The organism is Thalassotalea eurytherma, assembly GCF_030161415.1.
GTDB lineage: Bacteria > Pseudomonadota > Gammaproteobacteria > Enterobacterales > Alteromonadaceae > Thalassotalea_G > Thalassotalea_G eurytherma.
In genome coordinates this window covers 200,624-218,502 of record NZ_BSSU01000006.1, presented here as the reverse complement: position 1 = coordinate 218,502, position 17,879 = coordinate 200,624, and the positions used below count along the sequence as shown (strand labels likewise).

General features: G+C 39.6%; 14 protein-coding genes. 9 read left to right on the top strand and 5 right to left on the bottom strand.

Annotated elements, in window-relative coordinates:
* Positions 1–72: 72 nt before the first annotated feature.
* The 4 genes from sbcD (at position 73) to QQK02_RS07350 (ending at position 7,030) form a co-directional block, all read left to right on the top strand.
* Positions 73–1,302 carry an exonuclease subunit SbcD gene (gene sbcD, locus QQK02_RS07365; protein ID WP_284207331.1) on the top strand — a complete coding sequence of 410 codons (1,230 nt, stop codon included), beginning with the start codon at positions 73–75 and terminating at the stop codon, positions 1,300–1,302.
* Positions 1,299–5,006: an SbcC/MukB-like Walker B domain-containing protein gene (locus tag QQK02_RS07360; RefSeq protein WP_284207330.1), complete on the top strand. Its 3,708-nt coding sequence runs from the start codon at positions 1,299–1,301 to the stop codon at positions 5,004–5,006. The genes sbcD and QQK02_RS07360 overlap by 4 nt, the downstream gene beginning before the upstream one ends.
* Positions 5,007–5,092: 86 nt before the next feature.
* On the top strand, positions 5,093–5,575 hold the full coding sequence (locus QQK02_RS07355; RefSeq protein WP_284207329.1) for an FKBP-type peptidyl-prolyl cis-trans isomerase: 483 nt from the start codon (positions 5,093–5,095) through the stop codon (positions 5,573–5,575).
* A 165-nt stretch (positions 5,576–5,740) separates the two neighbouring features.
* Positions 5,741–7,030, top strand: a complete 1,290-nt coding sequence (locus QQK02_RS07350; RefSeq protein WP_284207328.1) for a metal-dependent hydrolase family protein — start codon at positions 5,741–5,743, stop codon at positions 7,028–7,030.
* A 48-nt stretch (positions 7,031–7,078) separates the two neighbouring features.
* On the opposite strand, the gene QQK02_RS07345 is transcribed toward QQK02_RS07350, so the two are convergent.
* From QQK02_RS07345 to QQK02_RS07330, 4 genes are all read right to left on the bottom strand, one after another.
* Positions 7,079–7,957, bottom strand: a complete 879-nt coding sequence (locus QQK02_RS07345; protein ID WP_284207327.1) for a DMT family transporter — start codon at positions 7,955–7,957, stop codon at positions 7,079–7,081.
* Positions 7,947–8,681, bottom strand: a complete 735-nt coding sequence (tsaA, locus tag QQK02_RS07340) for a tRNA (N6-threonylcarbamoyladenosine(37)-N6)-methyltransferase TrmO (RefSeq protein WP_284207326.1) — start codon at positions 8,679–8,681, stop codon at positions 7,947–7,949. Before tsaA ends, QQK02_RS07345 begins: the two co-directional genes overlap by 11 nt.
* Entirely contained in the window at positions 8,671–9,030 is a 360-nt protein-coding gene (rcsF, locus tag QQK02_RS07335) for an Rcs stress response system protein RcsF (protein ID WP_284207325.1), read from the bottom strand. The genes tsaA and rcsF overlap by 11 nt, the downstream gene beginning before the upstream one ends.
* A 104-nt stretch (positions 9,031–9,134) precedes the next feature.
* On the bottom strand, positions 9,135–11,243 hold the full coding sequence (locus tag QQK02_RS07330) for a cation:dicarboxylate symporter family transporter (protein WP_284207324.1): 2,109 nt from the start codon (positions 11,241–11,243) through the stop codon (positions 9,135–9,137).
* 153 nt (positions 11,244–11,396) lie between these two features.
* Between QQK02_RS07330 and QQK02_RS07325 the strand changes: the two genes are divergently transcribed.
* Together QQK02_RS07325 and QQK02_RS07320 are read left to right on the top strand one after the other, a co-directional pair.
* A complete protein-coding gene (locus QQK02_RS07325) occupies positions 11,397–11,555 on the top strand; it encodes a DUF3012 domain-containing protein (RefSeq protein ID WP_284207323.1) in 159 nt (52 codons plus the stop codon).
* Positions 11,556–12,367: 812 nt separating this feature from the next.
* The gene (locus QQK02_RS07320; RefSeq protein WP_284207322.1) at positions 12,368–12,634 is read left to right on the top strand and encodes an efflux RND transporter periplasmic adaptor subunit; all 267 of its coding nucleotides are present in this window, start codon (positions 12,368–12,370) and stop codon (positions 12,632–12,634) included.
* A 204-nt stretch (positions 12,635–12,838) separates the two neighbouring features.
* Here the strand turns inward: QQK02_RS07320 and trhO are convergent, their stop codons facing one another.
* A complete protein-coding gene (trhO, locus tag QQK02_RS07315) occupies positions 12,839–13,825 on the bottom strand; it encodes an oxygen-dependent tRNA uridine(34) hydroxylase TrhO (protein ID WP_284207321.1) in 987 nt (328 codons plus the stop codon).
* A 279-nt stretch (positions 13,826–14,104) separates the two neighbouring features.
* Here trhO and QQK02_RS07310 point away from each other — a divergent pair, with 279 nt between their 5' ends.
* From QQK02_RS07310 to QQK02_RS07300, 3 genes are read left to right on the top strand one after another with little or no spacing between them, the layout of a single operon-like run.
* The gene (locus QQK02_RS07310) at positions 14,105–15,157 is read left to right on the top strand and encodes a transporter (RefSeq protein ID WP_284207320.1); all 1,053 of its coding nucleotides are present in this window, start codon (positions 14,105–14,107) and stop codon (positions 15,155–15,157) included.
* Positions 15,139–15,738, top strand: coding sequence for a YfiR family protein (locus tag QQK02_RS07305; protein ID WP_284207319.1), 600 nt, complete (start codon positions 15,139–15,141; stop codon positions 15,736–15,738). Before QQK02_RS07310 ends, QQK02_RS07305 begins: the two co-directional genes overlap by 19 nt.
* A complete protein-coding gene (locus QQK02_RS07300) occupies positions 15,735–17,810 on the top strand; it encodes a bifunctional diguanylate cyclase/phosphodiesterase (protein ID WP_284207318.1) in 2,076 nt (691 codons plus the stop codon). The genes QQK02_RS07305 and QQK02_RS07300 overlap by 4 nt, the downstream gene beginning before the upstream one ends.
* The last annotated feature ends 69 nt before the right edge of the window (positions 17,811–17,879 follow it).

The window sequence follows — 17,879 nt, the reverse complement described above, 5'->3', positions numbered from 1 at the left end:
CCGGTTTTTACACTAGCGCTTATTATCGGATGAGGTAAAATGAACACTCAATAAGAATAATTTACCTGTTTAATGCGAATAATACATACCTCAGACTGGCACCTTGGCCAGTATTTTTATGGCAAAAGCAGAGCCGCTGAACATCAAGCGTTTTTAACTTGGCTTATAGACAAAGCAACCGAGCATGCCGTTGATGCCATTGTTGTTGCTGGTGATATTTTTGATACAGCCAATCCACCCAGTTATGCCCGAGAGCTGTATTTCGAGTTTATCGCAAAAATCACGTCACTTAATTGTCAGCTAATTATTTTGGCTGGTAACCATGATTCAGTGGCAATGTTAAGTGAGTCTAAAACCGTATTAAGTGCGCTTAATACCCAAGTTGTCACGCATGTAAACAGTGATGCGTCTACCAATATTCCTATCTATGACGAGCACCAAAGTCTATTAGGTGTGGTTTGCGCTATTCCGTTTATTCGTCCACGAGACATCGTGAAAAGTGTTGCGGGTCAAAGTGCGGTAGAAAAACAGCAACAACTCCAAGCAGCCATTGCCGACTATTATCTAGCACAATACGAGCAGGCCAACGCACTCATCGGTGATAATGAATTGCCCATCATCGGCACAGGTCATTTAACCACAGTGGGCGCTAGTACAAGTGATTCGGTGCGAGAAATCTATATCGGTACGTTAGATGCGTTTCCGGCAGACGCGTTTCCGCCATTTAATTATTTGGCATTAGGTCATATTCACCAAAGTCAGTTGATCGCCAAATCAGAGCACATGCGTTATTGCGGCTCACCAATCGCATTATCTTTTGACGAGGTTAATCATCAAAAATACGTGAACTTAGTCAATGTTAGCCACCAGTCATGTGAGGTGGAACGTATTGCTATTCCTTGTTACCAGCCATTACTTGCTTTAAAAAAGCCAATCGATGAATTGAAAACTGCCATTGAAAAGTACGTAGAAGCAATGCAAGTAGAGCAACAAACCATTTGGTTAGATATTGAGGTTGATAGCCAAGAGTATCATCAAGATGTTCAACAACGTATTGAGCAATATTTAGCTGACTTACCCGTTGAAGTACTGCGTGTTAGACGAAGTAAAACCCAGCGCATGGCTATGCTGGAAAACCAAGAAAAAATTACCCTTGAAGAGCTTGATATAAACGATGTGTTTGAACAGCGCTTAGCGTTGATGACAGATCAAGAAATTGCTGATGATGAGCAAAAACAACAATCTGATCGCCTGAGAGCCTTATATTTACAAAGTGTTGAGCAATTACAGGGGCAATCATGAAAATATTGACTCTACGATTTGAAAACCTAAATGCTTTAAAAGGCCATTGGTTTATCGATTTTACTCAGGCCCCGTTTGATCAAGATGCACTGTTCGCAATTACTGGCCCGACAGGGGCAGGTAAAACGACAATTCTTGATGCGATATGTTTAGCTTTGTATCAGCAAACACCAAGACAAAAAGTATCTAAGAGCCAAAATCAGATCATGACTCGCCATACGGCAAGTTGTTTAGCTGAAGTAGAATTTGAAGTAAAAGGTAAGGGTTATCGAGCGTTTTGGTCTCAACGACGCGCGAAAAATAACCCAGAAGGTAACTTAGTCGATGCGAAAGCTGAGCTTGCTACCCTTGATGGCGAAATATTGGCTGAAAAACCCTCTGCAGTTAAGAGCAAAATTGAATTGCTTTCGGGGTTAGACTTTGCGCGATTCACAAAGTCTATGATGCTATCGCAAGGGCAGTTTGCGGCCTTTTTAAATGCGAATGCCAACCAGCGTGCTGAGCTATTAGAAGAGCTAACCGGTACCGAAATTTATGGTCAAATTTCACAACAAGTTTACGAAAATTATAAACAGGAAGATAAGGCCCTTGCGTTAATTGAGTCGCAAAAATCTGGTTTAAGTTTGCTTACCGATGAAGAGCTGAAAAACATTGAGCAATCATTGCAGGCGGCTAAAGAGCAAGAGGCTGAGTTAAGCAAATCGTTAGCGTCTTTAACCAAAGATAAACAATGGTTAATAAAAAAATCAGAATTAACTCAAAAGCTTAAACAGCAAAACCAAGTGCTGCATGAAACCAAACAATCACTAGACGGACATAAAGCACAATTTGATTTACTCGCCAAAGCTGAGCCTGCGTTAAAAATTAAAAGCCAGTATGATCAGTTTGTCGATTCTCGAAAACAATGCCTGTTGTTACAAGAAACGGTGAAAAAACTAAGTCAGCAGCAAAAGGATCTTGCCAGCGTTTTTGCAAAAGCTGAGCAAGAAGTTGCTATAGCAAATGATAATGCGGAAACGGCCCTTAAAGGCTTTGAACAACAAGAACAGCTTTTTATAGAAAAAGTGCAGCCACTTGAACATGAGATTAAGCATCTAGGTACGCTTGTAGAACAAACCACAGCAAAGCAAAAAACGGTTGAACACCAACTTAGTGCCGAGCTTACGAGTCAGCAACAAACAAAGCTTCAACTGGTCGAATTACAAAACCGACAAGATGACTACCAAACCTTTACTGTACAGCATGGTTATATTCATCAACTACAAGAAAACTTGGCGGTTTGGCAACAAAACTACAAGCAAGCACAGGATCTTATTGCTAATCGAAAGCAACTCGATAGCCAAGTCCAACCGTTAATTTCTCAAACAAGCCAAAACCAAAAACGAGATGATGAACTTACTGCTGCCGAGCAAAAGACTCATCGCCAGAAAACACGACTAGATGAGCAAATAACGAACGTAGAACAAGAAATTTCTGCGTGTTTGACTCTGCATAAAAGTGACAGTCTTGATGCGTTTTACCAGCAATTTCAGCAACGCAGTGATTGGCAAACGAATATTCAAGTGGCGAAACAGCTATGTGAACAGGTTAATAAAATAACCAATGCCCAAGCTCAGCTGCATAACGATAAAGCCCAACACCAAACAAAGCTTGAAGCGTTAACTCAGCAACGCTTGGCTTGTCGTGAGCAATACAAATTAGCGAACACGCAAGTAAAAGACTTGCAAGTGATTGTTGAACAACAACGTGCAATTCAAGCGTTAAGTGATTATCGAAATCAACTTAAGGCTGACGATCCATGCCCGTTGTGTGGCTCAACAGAGCACCCAGCTATCGAAGAATATCGTGATATCGAAGAAAATAAATATCAAGCAAGGCTATTGTCAGCCCAACAAGCCTTAAAACAGATTGAAGAGCATGGTCAAGCATTGAGCCAACAAATTGCTGTGATTGAACAAACGATGCAGAGTATTTCAACGACGCTAGATGGCTACCAAGTTGATTTGAAAGGCTTGAATGAGCAGTGGGCACCAATCGCAACTAAATTTGCCATGCAAGAACCTTTAGCAGTGCTTGCAACAACACCTGATTTGCTATCAGCAAGAGAAAGTGAAGCAAACACTTGGCAGGTAACCTATGAACAACTGCAAGCGTTAGAAAAACATAAGCAACAGCTTGCTCAACATCAGCACCAGCAATCGCTCACCTTGTCTGGCATTGAAAGCGAAAGAAAATTAGTCAAGCAAACCGTTGAGTCGACGCAAGCTCAAATCACACAGTTGCAACAACAAATTACCGACTTAACGAGCCAACATGAGCAGTCAATCACGAGTCTACTTGACGCTATTAATTCATTAAGCAGTGATTTATTAAATCGTAGTTATAGCCCTGAGCACGCTATTGCAGATTTCTTTTTACAGGCAAACGATAAGTTGGCGAGCTTTAATCAATTAGCAACGGCCTATGAACAAGCAAAAAGTAGTTTGGAAAATCTCAATCAACAACAGGCACTTATTGCCCAAAAGGTTGAGCAACTTAGCGAGCAAAAATCTGCGTTACAAGCAGAGTTAGCGATGCATACTCAAGCACATGCCACTAAAACATCTGAACGATTGAACTTGGTAGGTGATAAGTGTGTTGCTGAATTAAGAGATGAGATTGCGCATAAAAAACAAGCATTAACCGTAAAGTTAGCTGAGTTAACAAATCAACGCGATGATGTAGCTAAAAAAATTAACAACATAGCGGGAGAATGCTCTGCCTCTCAACAACAACTTAACGAACGACAGGAAAATCATCAACAATTAGCTACCTTATGGCAAGATGAGATGAATACCTGTGGTTTTGAAAATGAGCAAGTCTTTTTACAAGCACTGATGCCTCGAGAGCAGGCTGAACAGATTGCTAAGCAACGCCGTTTAGCCGATGAAGAAATTACCAAACTAACAGCCAATGTTGAACTATATACTCATCAGTTAGAAGAGGTTGAAGGTCAGCAATTAACGACTGAAGCGTTAGAAGATGTAGTGCTGAGAGTTGACGCAGTAACCCAATCGTTAAAAACGCTGCAAGTAACCCTAGGCCAAAATCAGCAACAAATGGCTCAACATCAAACGCAGTTAGAAAAACAATCGGCATTGGTTGCCAAAATTCAACAGCAACAAGTAGTTGTCGACGATTTAGCGAAATTGAATCATTTGATTGGCTCCGCCGATGGCGCTAAATATCGACGGTTTGCGCAAAGCTTAACGTTAGAGCATCTTGTTTATTTAGCTAATCGTCGTTTAGTGTCACTTGATGGCCGATATCAATTGCAACGCAAAGAAAGTGATGCATTAGCATTGGAAGTCATTGATACTTGGCAAGCTGATAGTGTTCGAGATACCTCAACATTGTCTGGTGGCGAAAGCTTTCTGGTAAGTTTAGCGCTGGCATTGGCGTTGAGTGATTTAGTCAGTAATAAAACATCAATCGATTCATTATTTTTAGATGAAGGCTTTGGCACCTTGGATAATGAAACATTAGAGCTAGCCCTAAACGCGTTGGATTCATTAAACGCTAGCGGTAAAATGATCGGTATTATTAGTCATGTTGACGCGCTCAAAGAACGGGTTAATGTCCAAATCAAAGTAACAAAATCAAGTGGTTTAGGTGTTAGCCAATTGGCGCCGATGTTTAAATTCAATGAACAAAAGGCCAGCTAGTTGACGATGCACTAGGTTTACTTTCTATATTTTGCTAAAATCGCCGCAAAATTTTTGCGATAGTTATCGCACGTTAAGGAATAGATATGAATATTGCCAAAGATACTGTTGTTCAATTTCACTACACGCTTACCGATGAGCAGGGTGAACAACTTGAATCGTCAAAAAATGGTGACCCAGTTGCATACTTACACGGTCACAAGAATATGATTGTTGGCGTTGAAAAGGCACTTGATGGCAAAGCAACGGGTGACGAGTTTTCTGCTACCGTTTCTCCGGAAGAAGGTTACGGTGAACGCCAAGAAGAAGCGATTCAACGAGTGCCAGTAAAACACTTACAAGGTGCTAAAGTTTGGAAGCCAGGCATGGTTGCTACTGTTCATACGGAGCAAGGTGAACGTCAAGTTACGGTGGTAAAAGCAGGTCGTTTTATGGTGACGGTTGATATTAACCACCCATTGGCTGGCAAAACGTTAACTTTTGATATTTCTGTTGAAAGTGTGCGTGAAGCAACAAAAGAAGAAATTGAACATGGCCATGCTCATGGTGTTGGTGGCCATCAGCATTAATTGCTAATATTGCATAATGAAAAGTCAGCCAATCGGCTGGCTTTTTTGTTATTACACCGTAAAAACTTTCGCTTGTGAAAACTTATTGTTAAGGTGAATTTATATTTACGATAAAACGTTAACAAAATAAAAGTTAATCGATAACAATAAGTACAAAGAGGCAACATGAAAGCGATTCCATCACTTCTTGCAAGTATTTCTTTAGCGGTTAGTTGTGCTGTTACAGCGCAAACCACCATTATTCATGCAGGTAATTTACTGGCAGTACCTGGTGAAAAACCGTTAACAAAACAATCTGTCATTATTAAAGATGGCGTTATCACGGATGTTGTAAAAGGCTATGTTAGCGCTAAGTCTGTTGGCAACGAGGCAAAGATCATCGACTTAAAAAATGAGTTTGTGATGCCCGGCTTAATGGATATGCATGTACATTTGCAAGGCGAGTTAGGGCCAAATAATGACAGCGAAGCGTTAAGAATGTCTGATGCCGATGTAGCCATGCGTAGCGCAATGTTTGCTAAGAGAACCTTAATGGCTGGCTTTACCACCGTTCGTGATTTAGGTGCGAGCCCAGAGCAAATTTATGCATTACGAGATGGCATTAATAAAGGTTGGATAGATGGTCCTCGTGTTGTCGCTTCTGGCGGCGTTTCAGTGACCGGTGGTCATGGTGACGTAGATGGAATGAGCCCTGACTTATTAGAAATGAAAACGTCTAAAACGATTTGTGATGGCCCATATGATTGTCGCCGAGCAACCCGACGAGCCATTAAATTTGGTGCTGACGTTATTAAGATTACCTCTACAGGCGGTGTTTTATCGGATACCAATACTGGCACAGGTCAGCAAATGGATGATGATGAATTAGTTGAAATCATCAATGCCGCACATGCGTTAGGTCGTAAAGTAGCAAGCCATGCACATGCAGCTGCAGGTATTAATGCTGCGTTAAGAGCGGGTGTCGACAGTATTGAGCATGGCAGTTATGCCAACGAAGAAAGTATTCGTTTATTTAAAGAAGGTGGCGCTTATTTAGTTCCAACCTTGCTTGCTGGTGACACGGTTGTCGGTATGGCAAAAACATCTAACTTTATGTCTGAAGCGATTAAAGCGAAAGCGATGCGTGTTGGCGCTGATATGCAGGCTAACTTTAAGCGTTCATACGAAGCAGGTGTGAAAATCGCTTATGGTACAGATAGCGGTGTATCTAAGCATGGCACTAATGCACGTGAAGCTGTTTTAATGTCAGAAGCGGGCATGACAAATGCTGATATCTTAAAGTCGGCAACTGTTAATGCCGCAGATTTAGTCAATAAATCAAAGGTTTTAGGTACAATTGAACAAGGTAAATATGCCGATATTGTTGCTTATGATGAAAATCCGTTAAAAGATATCAACGCCTTACTTGACGTAGATTTCGTGATGAAAGCAGGTAAAGTATACAAAAACGATTAATCATTACTGATGTCTCAGAGTAGCTAACTATTTGTTGGCTACTCTGGTTTATCTTTTTAACATTCTTCTACTTATCACACCCGTTGTTAACCCTACACCCAATAAAATCGTTAAAGAGCCAACAATTGTGTTGGTTGTTAATTGCTCATTTAAAAAGAGATAACCCCAAAGCATGCCAAATACCGGAATGAGATAGGTGACTGTTATTGCGTTGTTCGGCCCTAACGCTGCAATGAGCCTGAAAAACAAAATGTAAGCAAAGCCAGTACAAATAACACCTAGCAAGATAACGGAATGAATCGCCTCGATTGAAATAGCTTGGTTAGGTAAAAAGAAAAAGCTTAACGGCACTAAAACAAGTGTTGCTGATACCTGACTACCTGTTGCAAGTGCTAGTGAACCAATGCCTGACAACCTAGCTTTAGTAAAGTTAGCGGCAAACCCGTAACAAAACGTGGCGAGTAAAACAGCTAAAGTCGGTAAAATCACCGCACTTTGTTGGTGTGCTGATTTATCTGACATCAATATATACACACCAATAAAACCTACTGCTAGGCCAACAATTTTATTAAAGGACGTTTTTTCTTTAAACCAAATAAAAGCGACGAGTACGCCAAACATAGGTGTTGTTGCATTTAAAACAGAGGTAACACCAGCGCTTAGTGTTAAAGTCGCATAGCCAAATAAGACAAAAGGGATGGCCGTATTAAACATACCAACGAAAAATACGTCTTTGTATTTTCCCGATAACGCATGTTGCTGCTTTTTAAGAAAAAGAAACGGTAACAAAACTAGGCTGGCGATCAAAGTTCTAAGCGCCATTAATAGCACAGGGCCGAATTCCGGGCTGGCGACACGCATAAACAAAAACGACGCACCCCAAATAGCAGCAAGAAGAATAAGTTCAATCAGAGGGTTAGTTTTCATGCGTTGATTTCGTTATGTTAATAACTACTGCATGGTTCATGTTGGTCATTTGCCATTGGATGTTTAAATCAAATAACGCCATACCGTACAGTTTATTATCAACTTGGTTAGTTTTGTAAGCAGGCCTAGGATCTTGCGATAGAACCTGTTTAATCAGCAATGATAGATCTGGGTAATGATTATCAAATAAGCTAAGTTGTGATTGAGCTTGATCATTAAAACTGACCTGAATCGCTGTACCAACGCTTTGAGCGAAATCGCTAGTTGCGTCAGTGACAGCATCGGAGTAGGGAATGTAAGGTTTTATATCGATGATCGGTGTTTGATCGAGTAAATCCATCCCTTGAATACGGATAACTGTCTTGTTGTTAATGTTGTCAGTTTTTAAAAACTTAACGACTGACATGCCAATTGGGTTCGGTCTAAAGGTCGAGCGAGTAGCTAGTACGCCCATCTTTTTATTACCACCTAAACGCGGCGGCCTAACCATTGGCTTCCAACCTTGTTGCTGGGTTGCATGAAATCCAAACAACACCCATAAATGACTATATTGCTCAATACCGTTTAGCATTTGCGTAGCATGTTGCTGATCAAACAATTCAATATAGCCTTGAGCTGCTGTTACTATGCCTGGTTGACGTGGAATAGCAAACTTTTCAGGGTAGGGGGTATGGGCTTTACCAATATATTCAATAACAAGCTTATCTTGTTGACTAGTTGTCATTTACAATCACTTTGTAGGCTTTACCATAGCACAATAATTCTTTGACACAGGCTGTTGATTCAACCGTTACACACTCTGAAAATATGATGGCATTTGCATCAAGCGCATGTGCTTTTCGTTTAGCCATGTTTTTTGCATCAATCTCATCTGGCTCAGCTAAGTGAGCTTTTTCCTGACAAGAAGCGCCTTCAAATATGCCAACTAATTCGTTATCTTCTGGCAATTCGTTGGCTGAGGCATATGTTTTCACTTTGCCTACCGCAAAATAATTATCGAAGTTCTCTTTATCTAAATTGCTTGAAAACTCGTAATTACTCGAGCAACCAACGAAAAGTAAACTAGCGAACACTGACAGTCGTTTTATGTAAATCATATGGCAATAATCAAAATTATATAATGTTGTTATTCTACGCTAATCAGTGAGTTAAATGCCACGTTAGCAAACCATCTTCTCTATAATTTATTTCTCGGCGGTTGACCGGCAATCCAATAATCAAAAAGCTTCTCAATGGTGTAGTTTTTTTGTTTCATCAAAATCCAATTACGCATATACAGCTCAAATTGTTGGTCATGGCTGTTTAATGCAAAGGATAAGCTCAGTGGTGCTATTCGTGGTTTTGGCACTACAACGGTATATTCAGGGTATAAAAGATTCCATCCTGATGCCGACGGCGCACCGAATAACATGCCGTCAATATGCTGGTATTTTTCTTTGAAAAACAACCTAGGTGTAGAAATCTCCCATGCTTTACCTTTGGTAAAGTATTGCGTGATAGCGTCTTTGTAGAAGAACGTTTCTGGTACCCCAATAATTAAGTCTTCTCTATTTAAAATTGTTGACCACTGAGTAAATTCTCTTCGACGTTCATCTTTCACAATAAAAGAAATCGTTTGTTCGCTGTATGGGATGGATAACGCATAGTTTTCCATATTGTCAGGAATCACTGGAATACCTGTGGTGATGTCTAGATAACCAGAATCGAGCAGGGCTTTAGCGTCGTCTCTAAAAATTCTCACGAACTCAATTTCGACACCTAAATCACTTGCTATGTGATGCATTATCGCGATATCAAAACCTACCAAATCACCAGACTTATTATGAAATGCATAAGGTAAGTCATCTCTAAAATAACCGACCCTAATAAAACCTCGTTCATTTATTCGAGTAAGTACAGGCACCTCATCATCAACGTATAAATTAAAATCTGGCTCTGCCAGTACGCGATGTTCAACCTGTTTAAATACTAGGGCACGGTCAATAAACCTATCGTAACCCTGATATTGATGATCAATGGTACTAAGCGAAAAACGCAAAACCAAAAATAATGAAATACTTAGTGCCGGCAGTAAAATGCCAGCGCGTATCAGTCTGCTTGTGTTTAATCTAACCTTTTTGACCGCAATAGAGCTGATCAGTAATACTAAACAAAAGGCAGTCATTACTGATAGCATTGATACCAACTTGCTGTTGATTAGGTTTTCAGCTACCAAGAAGAGCTCAAACATTGACGAAGAAACATTGAATAACTCTAATAATTTCGGCATTGCTACGGTGGTAGAAGAGAAGAGTTGAGGTAATCCTTGCACGATTAAATTAAGGTATGCGTTGATATCAACGTTAGCGCCAGAAAACCAGGCGGCAAAGACAGGAAAAAGCAAAGCGAGCAACTTGCCACTGACCGGGAAACTAAACGTAATTGGAATAATGATTTCAGGTATTTTATCGACTTTTCTATTGCCAAGTTGTTTGTCTTGAAACAGCTCTTTAGATTTTTCAACAAGGTTAGGGATTACAAGTAAGAAACTACCTGTAGCAAAGGCTGCAACCATAGAAGAGCGTGTTGCTTTGATTATTTGTTGATAGCTAAATGGCGTTAGCATTGATATGACAACAGGGAGTACAACCCAACTCAAAATAATAACCAGCAAAAGTGACGTCAGCAGGTAAACAATTAGGCCGTCTATCGTGCTTGCTTCAATACTGATTACGGCTCTAATCGCAATACAAAATATACCCACTGGCGACCAAGTCATCACCAACTTGTTAATATAGGCAATACTTGCTTGTATTTGCGCTAAATTCGTCATCAACGACACTGAGTTTGGTACAGAAATAAGTCCTACACCTAATATAAAACTAAAAAAAACAACGCCGGGGATATTACCGTCGGCAAAGGCTGTAAACGGATTTTTGACAATAAAAAGTGAGAGTAAAGACTGCTGAGCAGGAATACTGATGGTGTTTGCACTATAGAATTCAGCATTTTGCCAATTTGGAAAAGCAAGTGGCGCACTAAAAATAAAGAGCATAGCGATACTGGCAATTAATAATACTGAAAACAGCACTGGCTTTATTGCCCATTTGGCTTCTTTTTCATTGAGTTGGCTAACACCAATAATGATGGATAAAGCAATATAGGGAACAGCAGTTAATTGAAGTAACGATAAAAAAGCATTGGCAATTTGGTCAACAAAATCAGGCAGTACTTGGATTTTAATGCCAACGACTAAACCAAGGACAATTGCTATGATAATTTGGAAAGCTAACGGAATACGTTTCATATTTTTTCTATAAATTTATAAAGTTCAAAGCGTTAGGAATAATGTTTGTGACTATTTAATATTATTTTTCAGTATAGGTGAAAAGTTCAAATAATCGCAGTCAATATGTTATCTTACGTTAACAGAAGTCAACCAAAGTTAAAGGAATTGAACATGAAAAAGGTAATTAGCTTAGTTTTAGTGTGTTTTATCATGAGTTGTACCCCTGAAGTTGGCAGCGAAAAGTGGTGTAAAATGATGGACGAAAAGCCTAAAGGTGAGTGGACCGCTAATGAAGCGAGTGACTACACGAAACACTGTGTATTCAATTAATAGTGCCCTGGAGTTCGTGTGTTACCTCAAGGTTAGCGTTGTTTTAACCTTGAGTTGTTGCCATATCTTGTAACATTTTCATATGTATCATGTACTACCTACTTCTTGTTCCCTTTGTTACAGCAATAAATCTGCTAACTTTACACCTACAAAAATAACATGTTTTACCTAGATGGATTCCAATGAATGCGTTTATAGGCCTATCCTTATGTCGTTAACACTATTTTTAAAAGCATTTGGCAGGCTAAAATGAGAGATCAACAGTCCCTAGTAGGATGCGGTCAAGCAATACAAGAACGCGCGCAAAAAATTGTGCGGCCCGTTGAATTCTTTGCTGTCACTTCAGTTTCTCGCCCATATATCAAAAACTTCCCCGCGCTAGTAGCTCCTCAAGATGAATCCAACCTAGCATTTTGTGTCGGTGGATAGTGTGTTGAAGTAAACATGGTAGCGCACAACGGTTCAAAAGGGGCGGCATTGCACGTATCGACCCGACAGACTGCAAAATTAACGAAGCACAAGCCGCTTTCGATTTAGCGCAAAAACTTTTTGAACGTCAAGAGCGTAGGTGGAATCCTGAGCGACCCTTTCAAGCCAATTACGTCATGGTAGAGGCCCAATTAGAATTATCTAGAGCGTCGTTAACAACAGCATAAAATAACTTGAAATATACTGTGTTGAAAGCGCCATATGATGGCATTATTTCAGAAGTGCATCGTGAAATGATTGCTAATTTGTTAGCTGCAACTATAGCAGTAGTGAGCATCCTATCTCAAAACGTTATTGATGTTTCCTTCCAATAACCTGAGTCTATGTTAAGCCATCTTAATGCAGAGGCTGCTCTATACAAGCCCGCTGTAACTTTTACTTCATCTTCTACACATAAAGATCAAGTTTATAGTGCAATATTTATAGAAATGGAGCAAACATCAAATCCTAAATCACGTTCATATAATGTCACGTTAACAATGGACAACCCAAAAGGTGCCAACGTTGTGTCGGGCATGACAACAAACGTTAAAATCGATTTAGGCCAAGTACTTGGAGGGTTAAACGAGTATGCCTTTGTTCCTGTTTAATCTGTATTATCTGCAGATACTGATCCTGCAAACAAACCATTTACTGTTTGGTCATTCGGTTAAAAGACGATGACCGTCTAGTGCTAAATATTGGTCGCCAAGTTGGTATTGAAGACTAATTATTTGTTATACGTAATTGGTAAAACTAAAAAGCTTCACATTAACCAATGTGAAGCTTTTTCTATCTAAAACAAAAACCGAATGCTATTTAGCCTGTGCTAGTTGCTGGGCCTTTAATCGAGCTTCTTTATCTGCTTTGCGTTTAGCAATCACTTGTGCTGCTTCACTACCGATATGCGACTCACCGCGAGCTTTTGCTAATTCCATTTGTTTCTCACGCTCTGCGTATCGAGCACGTTGCTCATCAGTAACTTTGTCAAAACAGTGATGACAACTAACACCTTTTTGGTAGTGTTGATGCTGCTTGTCTTCTTCAAGAATAGGCATTCGACAAGCGTGGCATTGATCATAGTTACCAGCATTCAAATCGTGGTCAACGGTGACTCTGTCGTCAAAAACAAAACATTCACCTTTCCACAAGCTGTCTTCTTTTGGCACGTCTTCAAGATATTTTAAAATACCACCTTCCAAATGGTAAACCTCTTCAAAGCCTTGCTCTTTCATATAGGCTGTTGATTTTTCGCAGCGAATACCACCCGTGCAGAACATAGCGACTTTTTTCTGCTTTTTTGGATCCATATTCTCTTTTACATAGTCAGGAAACTCTCGAAACGTTTTGGTTTTAGGATCAACGGCATATTCAAAGGTACCGATATCGACTTCGTAGTCGTTACGAGTATCAACAAGCACTACATCAGGATCTGAAATGAGTGCATTCCAATCTTGTGGTTTTACATAGGTACCAACAACATGGCGAGGATCAATACCTTCAACACCCATGGTAACGATTTCTTTTTTAAGCTTTACTTTACAACGTTTGAAAGGCTTTTCTTCTGCAAATGATTCTTTGTGAGACAACCCAGTAAAGCGTTCATCTTTTTGCAGGTATGCTAGTAACTGGTCAATAGACTCTCTTGAGCCTGCAACCGTGCCATTTAGACCTTCTTTGGCAAGTAACAATGTGCCACAGATATCTAAAGATTCCATTGTGCTTAACAATGGCTGGCGAACTTCTTGGTAATCATTAAGTGCAACAAACTTATACATTGCACAAATAACATAATTTGACATTAAATTTTCCTATAGCGAGCTGAAACGTAAATTCAGAGCATGAGTGACTAACGACCATTTTTCGGGCGGCGTGCATTATAGGCAGTTTACGCTTTTTTGTAAATTATTTACTGGTGTAAATAGCTCGTTTATGACGTGTTAATTGTTCAATGTTTAAACGATAAAATGTGTAATCAAATTGAATGTTTTTGCAATTGATTGTAAAAAAAAGTAGAATCCCGGCCTCGTAAACACTGATTTTGAGTGTTGCGGTAGTCTTCAAATTTATGGGTTGTACTTATGAAGCGCAGTTTAAATAGTGCTCAGTTGTTGTTGGTTTTATTACCAATGCTATCTTTATCAAATGCTTATGCTAATACACCGGCAGAAATGGTAGATCTTAGTTTGCAGGAGCTTTATGCTTTATCTGTTGACGACAATAATCAAGATTATGGTTTCCAAGCAGGCGTGTTATTTAAACGAGAAGTGCTTGATGGCTACAAGTCGGGTACCGAATCGCTAAGTTATGACGATGTACTTTTTCAACCACCTGAGCCACGTACCGATAAAAATTATCCCGTGTTGCCAACTGTTATTGAACGGCAAACCCTTGTTATAAATTTATCAATTGGTATAGACGAAAAAAGTAGCGCTAGCATAAGTTTACCCTACATAGAGCAAAATACTGATCACTTGAGTATTGTCCCGGGCTACGATGAATTCAATATAGCAAGCAGCGGTTTAGGCGATATAGCCATTAATTATCAACGATTAGTTCACCACAACGCAAATCAAAAAATCTCGATTGCACTCGGGTTAAGCATGCCAACAGGCTCTATCGATGAAAAAGGTGATACACCCAGAGCTGAAGGCGATCAGCAATTGCCTTATACAATGCAATTGGGGTCTGGCACGTTTGATATTCCGTTAGGGGTTAATTTTTCAAGATCCAATGAAAACTATTCTGCAGGGGTAAACCTATACGCGAAATTTCGATTTATCGAAAATGACAGAAACTATCGTTTAGGCAATAAATTTGCTGCCACGGCTTGGGCAAAATATGAAGGTTGGTTGACCTTTGAACCAACAATTAAAGTCACGTATATTAACTGGGGAGAAATTTCCGGCCAAGACGATGAAATTACGGTTCCTGGTAACTTCCCTTATCCTGCCGGTATTACAGATCCAAGTAATTACGGTGGGCAACAAATTAATTTATCGGCAAATCTACTGGCTTACCTAGGAGATCAACAAGCAAACATTGAAGTTACGCTGCCTGTATACCATGACTTAAATGGTGTACAGCCTAAGCAAAAGTTAGGTTTTAGTATTCAATGGCATCAACAGTTTTAACTTTAATGACAAAATATTATTTACAATTAAAGGCAAAAGTTCGACTGGCAGTTTTACTGATTACTTTGCTAAGCGTTGCGAATTTTTCAAATGCAATGGACCAAGCAAAAGAGAGTGAAAAGGTCATGGCGGCATTCTTAATGCATTTCACTGGTTACACGGTATGGCCCGGCGAGCCGCTATCACAAATTAATGTTTGTTTATTCGGTGAGGTAAGCTTTGATAGCTTTATCAAAAGCATGGTTAAAGCCAAACCTAATAATCGACTAGGCCAACGTTTGCATGTTACCTATTTAGAAAACGCTCAACAACTAGCGCACTGTCAAGTTGCCTTTGTTAGTCAAAGTAAAGCTAAAGAGGCAATTGCTCACCGCGATATACATCAACTTTCGGTTTTACTGGTTAGCAATACCAAAGGGTTTATTAGCGAAGGTGGCATGATTAATTTTTTTAATGAAAATCAAAAAATTAGGTTCGAAGTTTGCTTAGATAAACTTGAGGAAGCTGATATTAAAATAAGTGCTGAGTTACTGCGTTTAGCGGTGATCAGTAGACAACATTCCGAGGTGTCAGCACCATGAAGCGTTTTTTAACACAACTGTCGATTAAACAAAAGATAGTTGGCCTTATTCTGTTTATTTCAATGGCGGTTGTAAGTACAACAGCCACTGTGTTTTATATAAAAGAAGTGCAGACGCTGCGCAATGCTATGGTTCAAAATACCAAGATGCAAGCGACACTAATCGCTTCTAGTGTTGTTGCTGCTATTACCTTCGATGATAAGCTCGCTGCGACAGATAGTATTCGATTATTAGAAATTAACGAACAAGCGATTTATAGCGCCGTTGTTTTAACTAATAACGATATATTCGCTGAATATACCCGTGATAAGCTAACTGTTCGCCCAATGATCGAACTAGCAAGCCCTGTAGCATTTGATGGCGACAATTTAATCGTTGTTCAACCCATTGTGGATAATGGCCAAACATTAGGTCATATTTATTTGTGTGTGGCGCTCAACCAGTTAAATGCTCAGCTTTCAAAATATCAAACAACGTTTGTAGTGACGTTATTGTTTAGTGTTTTTATTTCATATTTATTAGCGTTAAAGTTTCAGCGACTGATTACGAAGCCAGTAATGGCGATGGTTAAACAGGTTGAATACTTAGCAGCTCAACGCGATTATTCAAGGCGTTTATCCCTTAAACTAAATAATGAATTAGGAAGCTTACAAGCTGGCTTTAATCATGTGTTAGATGCCGTTGAAGAGCGAGAAACTCAATTAAAACGTCATAGTGATACGTTGCAAGATATTGTTAATAAGCGAACGAAACAGTTATACCAAAAAGCCCATTTTGACGCATTAACCAGCTTGCCCAATCGTTACTTGTTACTTGATAGGTTAGAGCATGCTATTACTAACGCTAAGCGTAATGATGGCCAGTTAGCAGTACTCTTTATGGATCTAGATCGCTTTAAAGTGATTAATGATAGTTTGGGCCATGAAGTCGGAGATCAGTTGTTACAAGCGGTATCCGTTAGGCTTAAAAATGTTGTTCGTGAATGCGATACAGTTGCACGGCTTGGCGGTGATGAATTTATTGTTTTACTTGAAAATATTGAGCATGCCAGAGATTGTGCACGTGTGGCACAGGCGATCAATGAACTTTTCGAGACACCTTTCAATTTAGAGCATCATGTCTTGCATGTGAGTACTAGTATCGGGATTTGTATTTACCCTGATGATGGCATTGACGCTAAGTCAATGCTCAAACATGCCGATGTCAGCATGTACCACTCAAAGAAAAAAGGGCCAAGCAACTATAGCTTCTATGAAGCAAAAATGGATGAGAAAATCCATTTACGTCTAGAGCTTGAAAACCAGTTACGCCATGCTATTGAATATAACGAGCTCTATTTGCATTACCAACCTCAAACGTGCATAAAAACCGGGCAAGTAAATAAGCTAGAAGCGCTCATTCGTTGGAAAAACAAATTGCTTGGACATGTTTCTCCTGCTGACTTTATTTCGGTGGCAGAAGAAATCGGTATCATTAACCAATTAGGTTTTTGGGTCATTGAGCAAGCTTGTCAACAAATTAGTTTATGGCAAAAACACCATGTGATTTGCCCTAAAGTTGCGGTTAATATCTCTTCGACACAATTGCTTGATGGCGACTTAGTTAACCATTTTGAGAAGTTGATTGAAAAATACGGGATCGAAGCTCACTCTTTAGAGATTGAAATCACTGAAGACGTATTTTTAGACCAGTCAACACGTACAATAGAAATGTTAACTAAATTACGAGAGATGGGGATCAATATCGCGGTAGATGACTTTGGTACGGGCTACTCGTCGTTAAGTTACTTGAAAAAACTACCGATTGATACGCTTAAACTAGATGGCGCCTTTGTGAGTGATGTGCAACACAGTGCATCTAGCCAAGGTATTGTTACATCCACTATTATGTTAGCGCATAGTTTAGGGATGAAGATAGTGGCGGAAGGTGTCGAAACTCAGTCGCAGTTGAACTTCTTAAAATCACAACGTTGTGATTATGCACAAGGTTATTATTTATATCGTCCGATGTCGCCAGATGATATTGCGAAACATTTAGGTTTTCAGCCTGTTGAGTCAGCTGAAACCGCATAAACAATGAAGTAAACATATCACCTGTTTGGTTTACGGATAAAAAAGCCATGTTTTTACATGGCTTTTTTT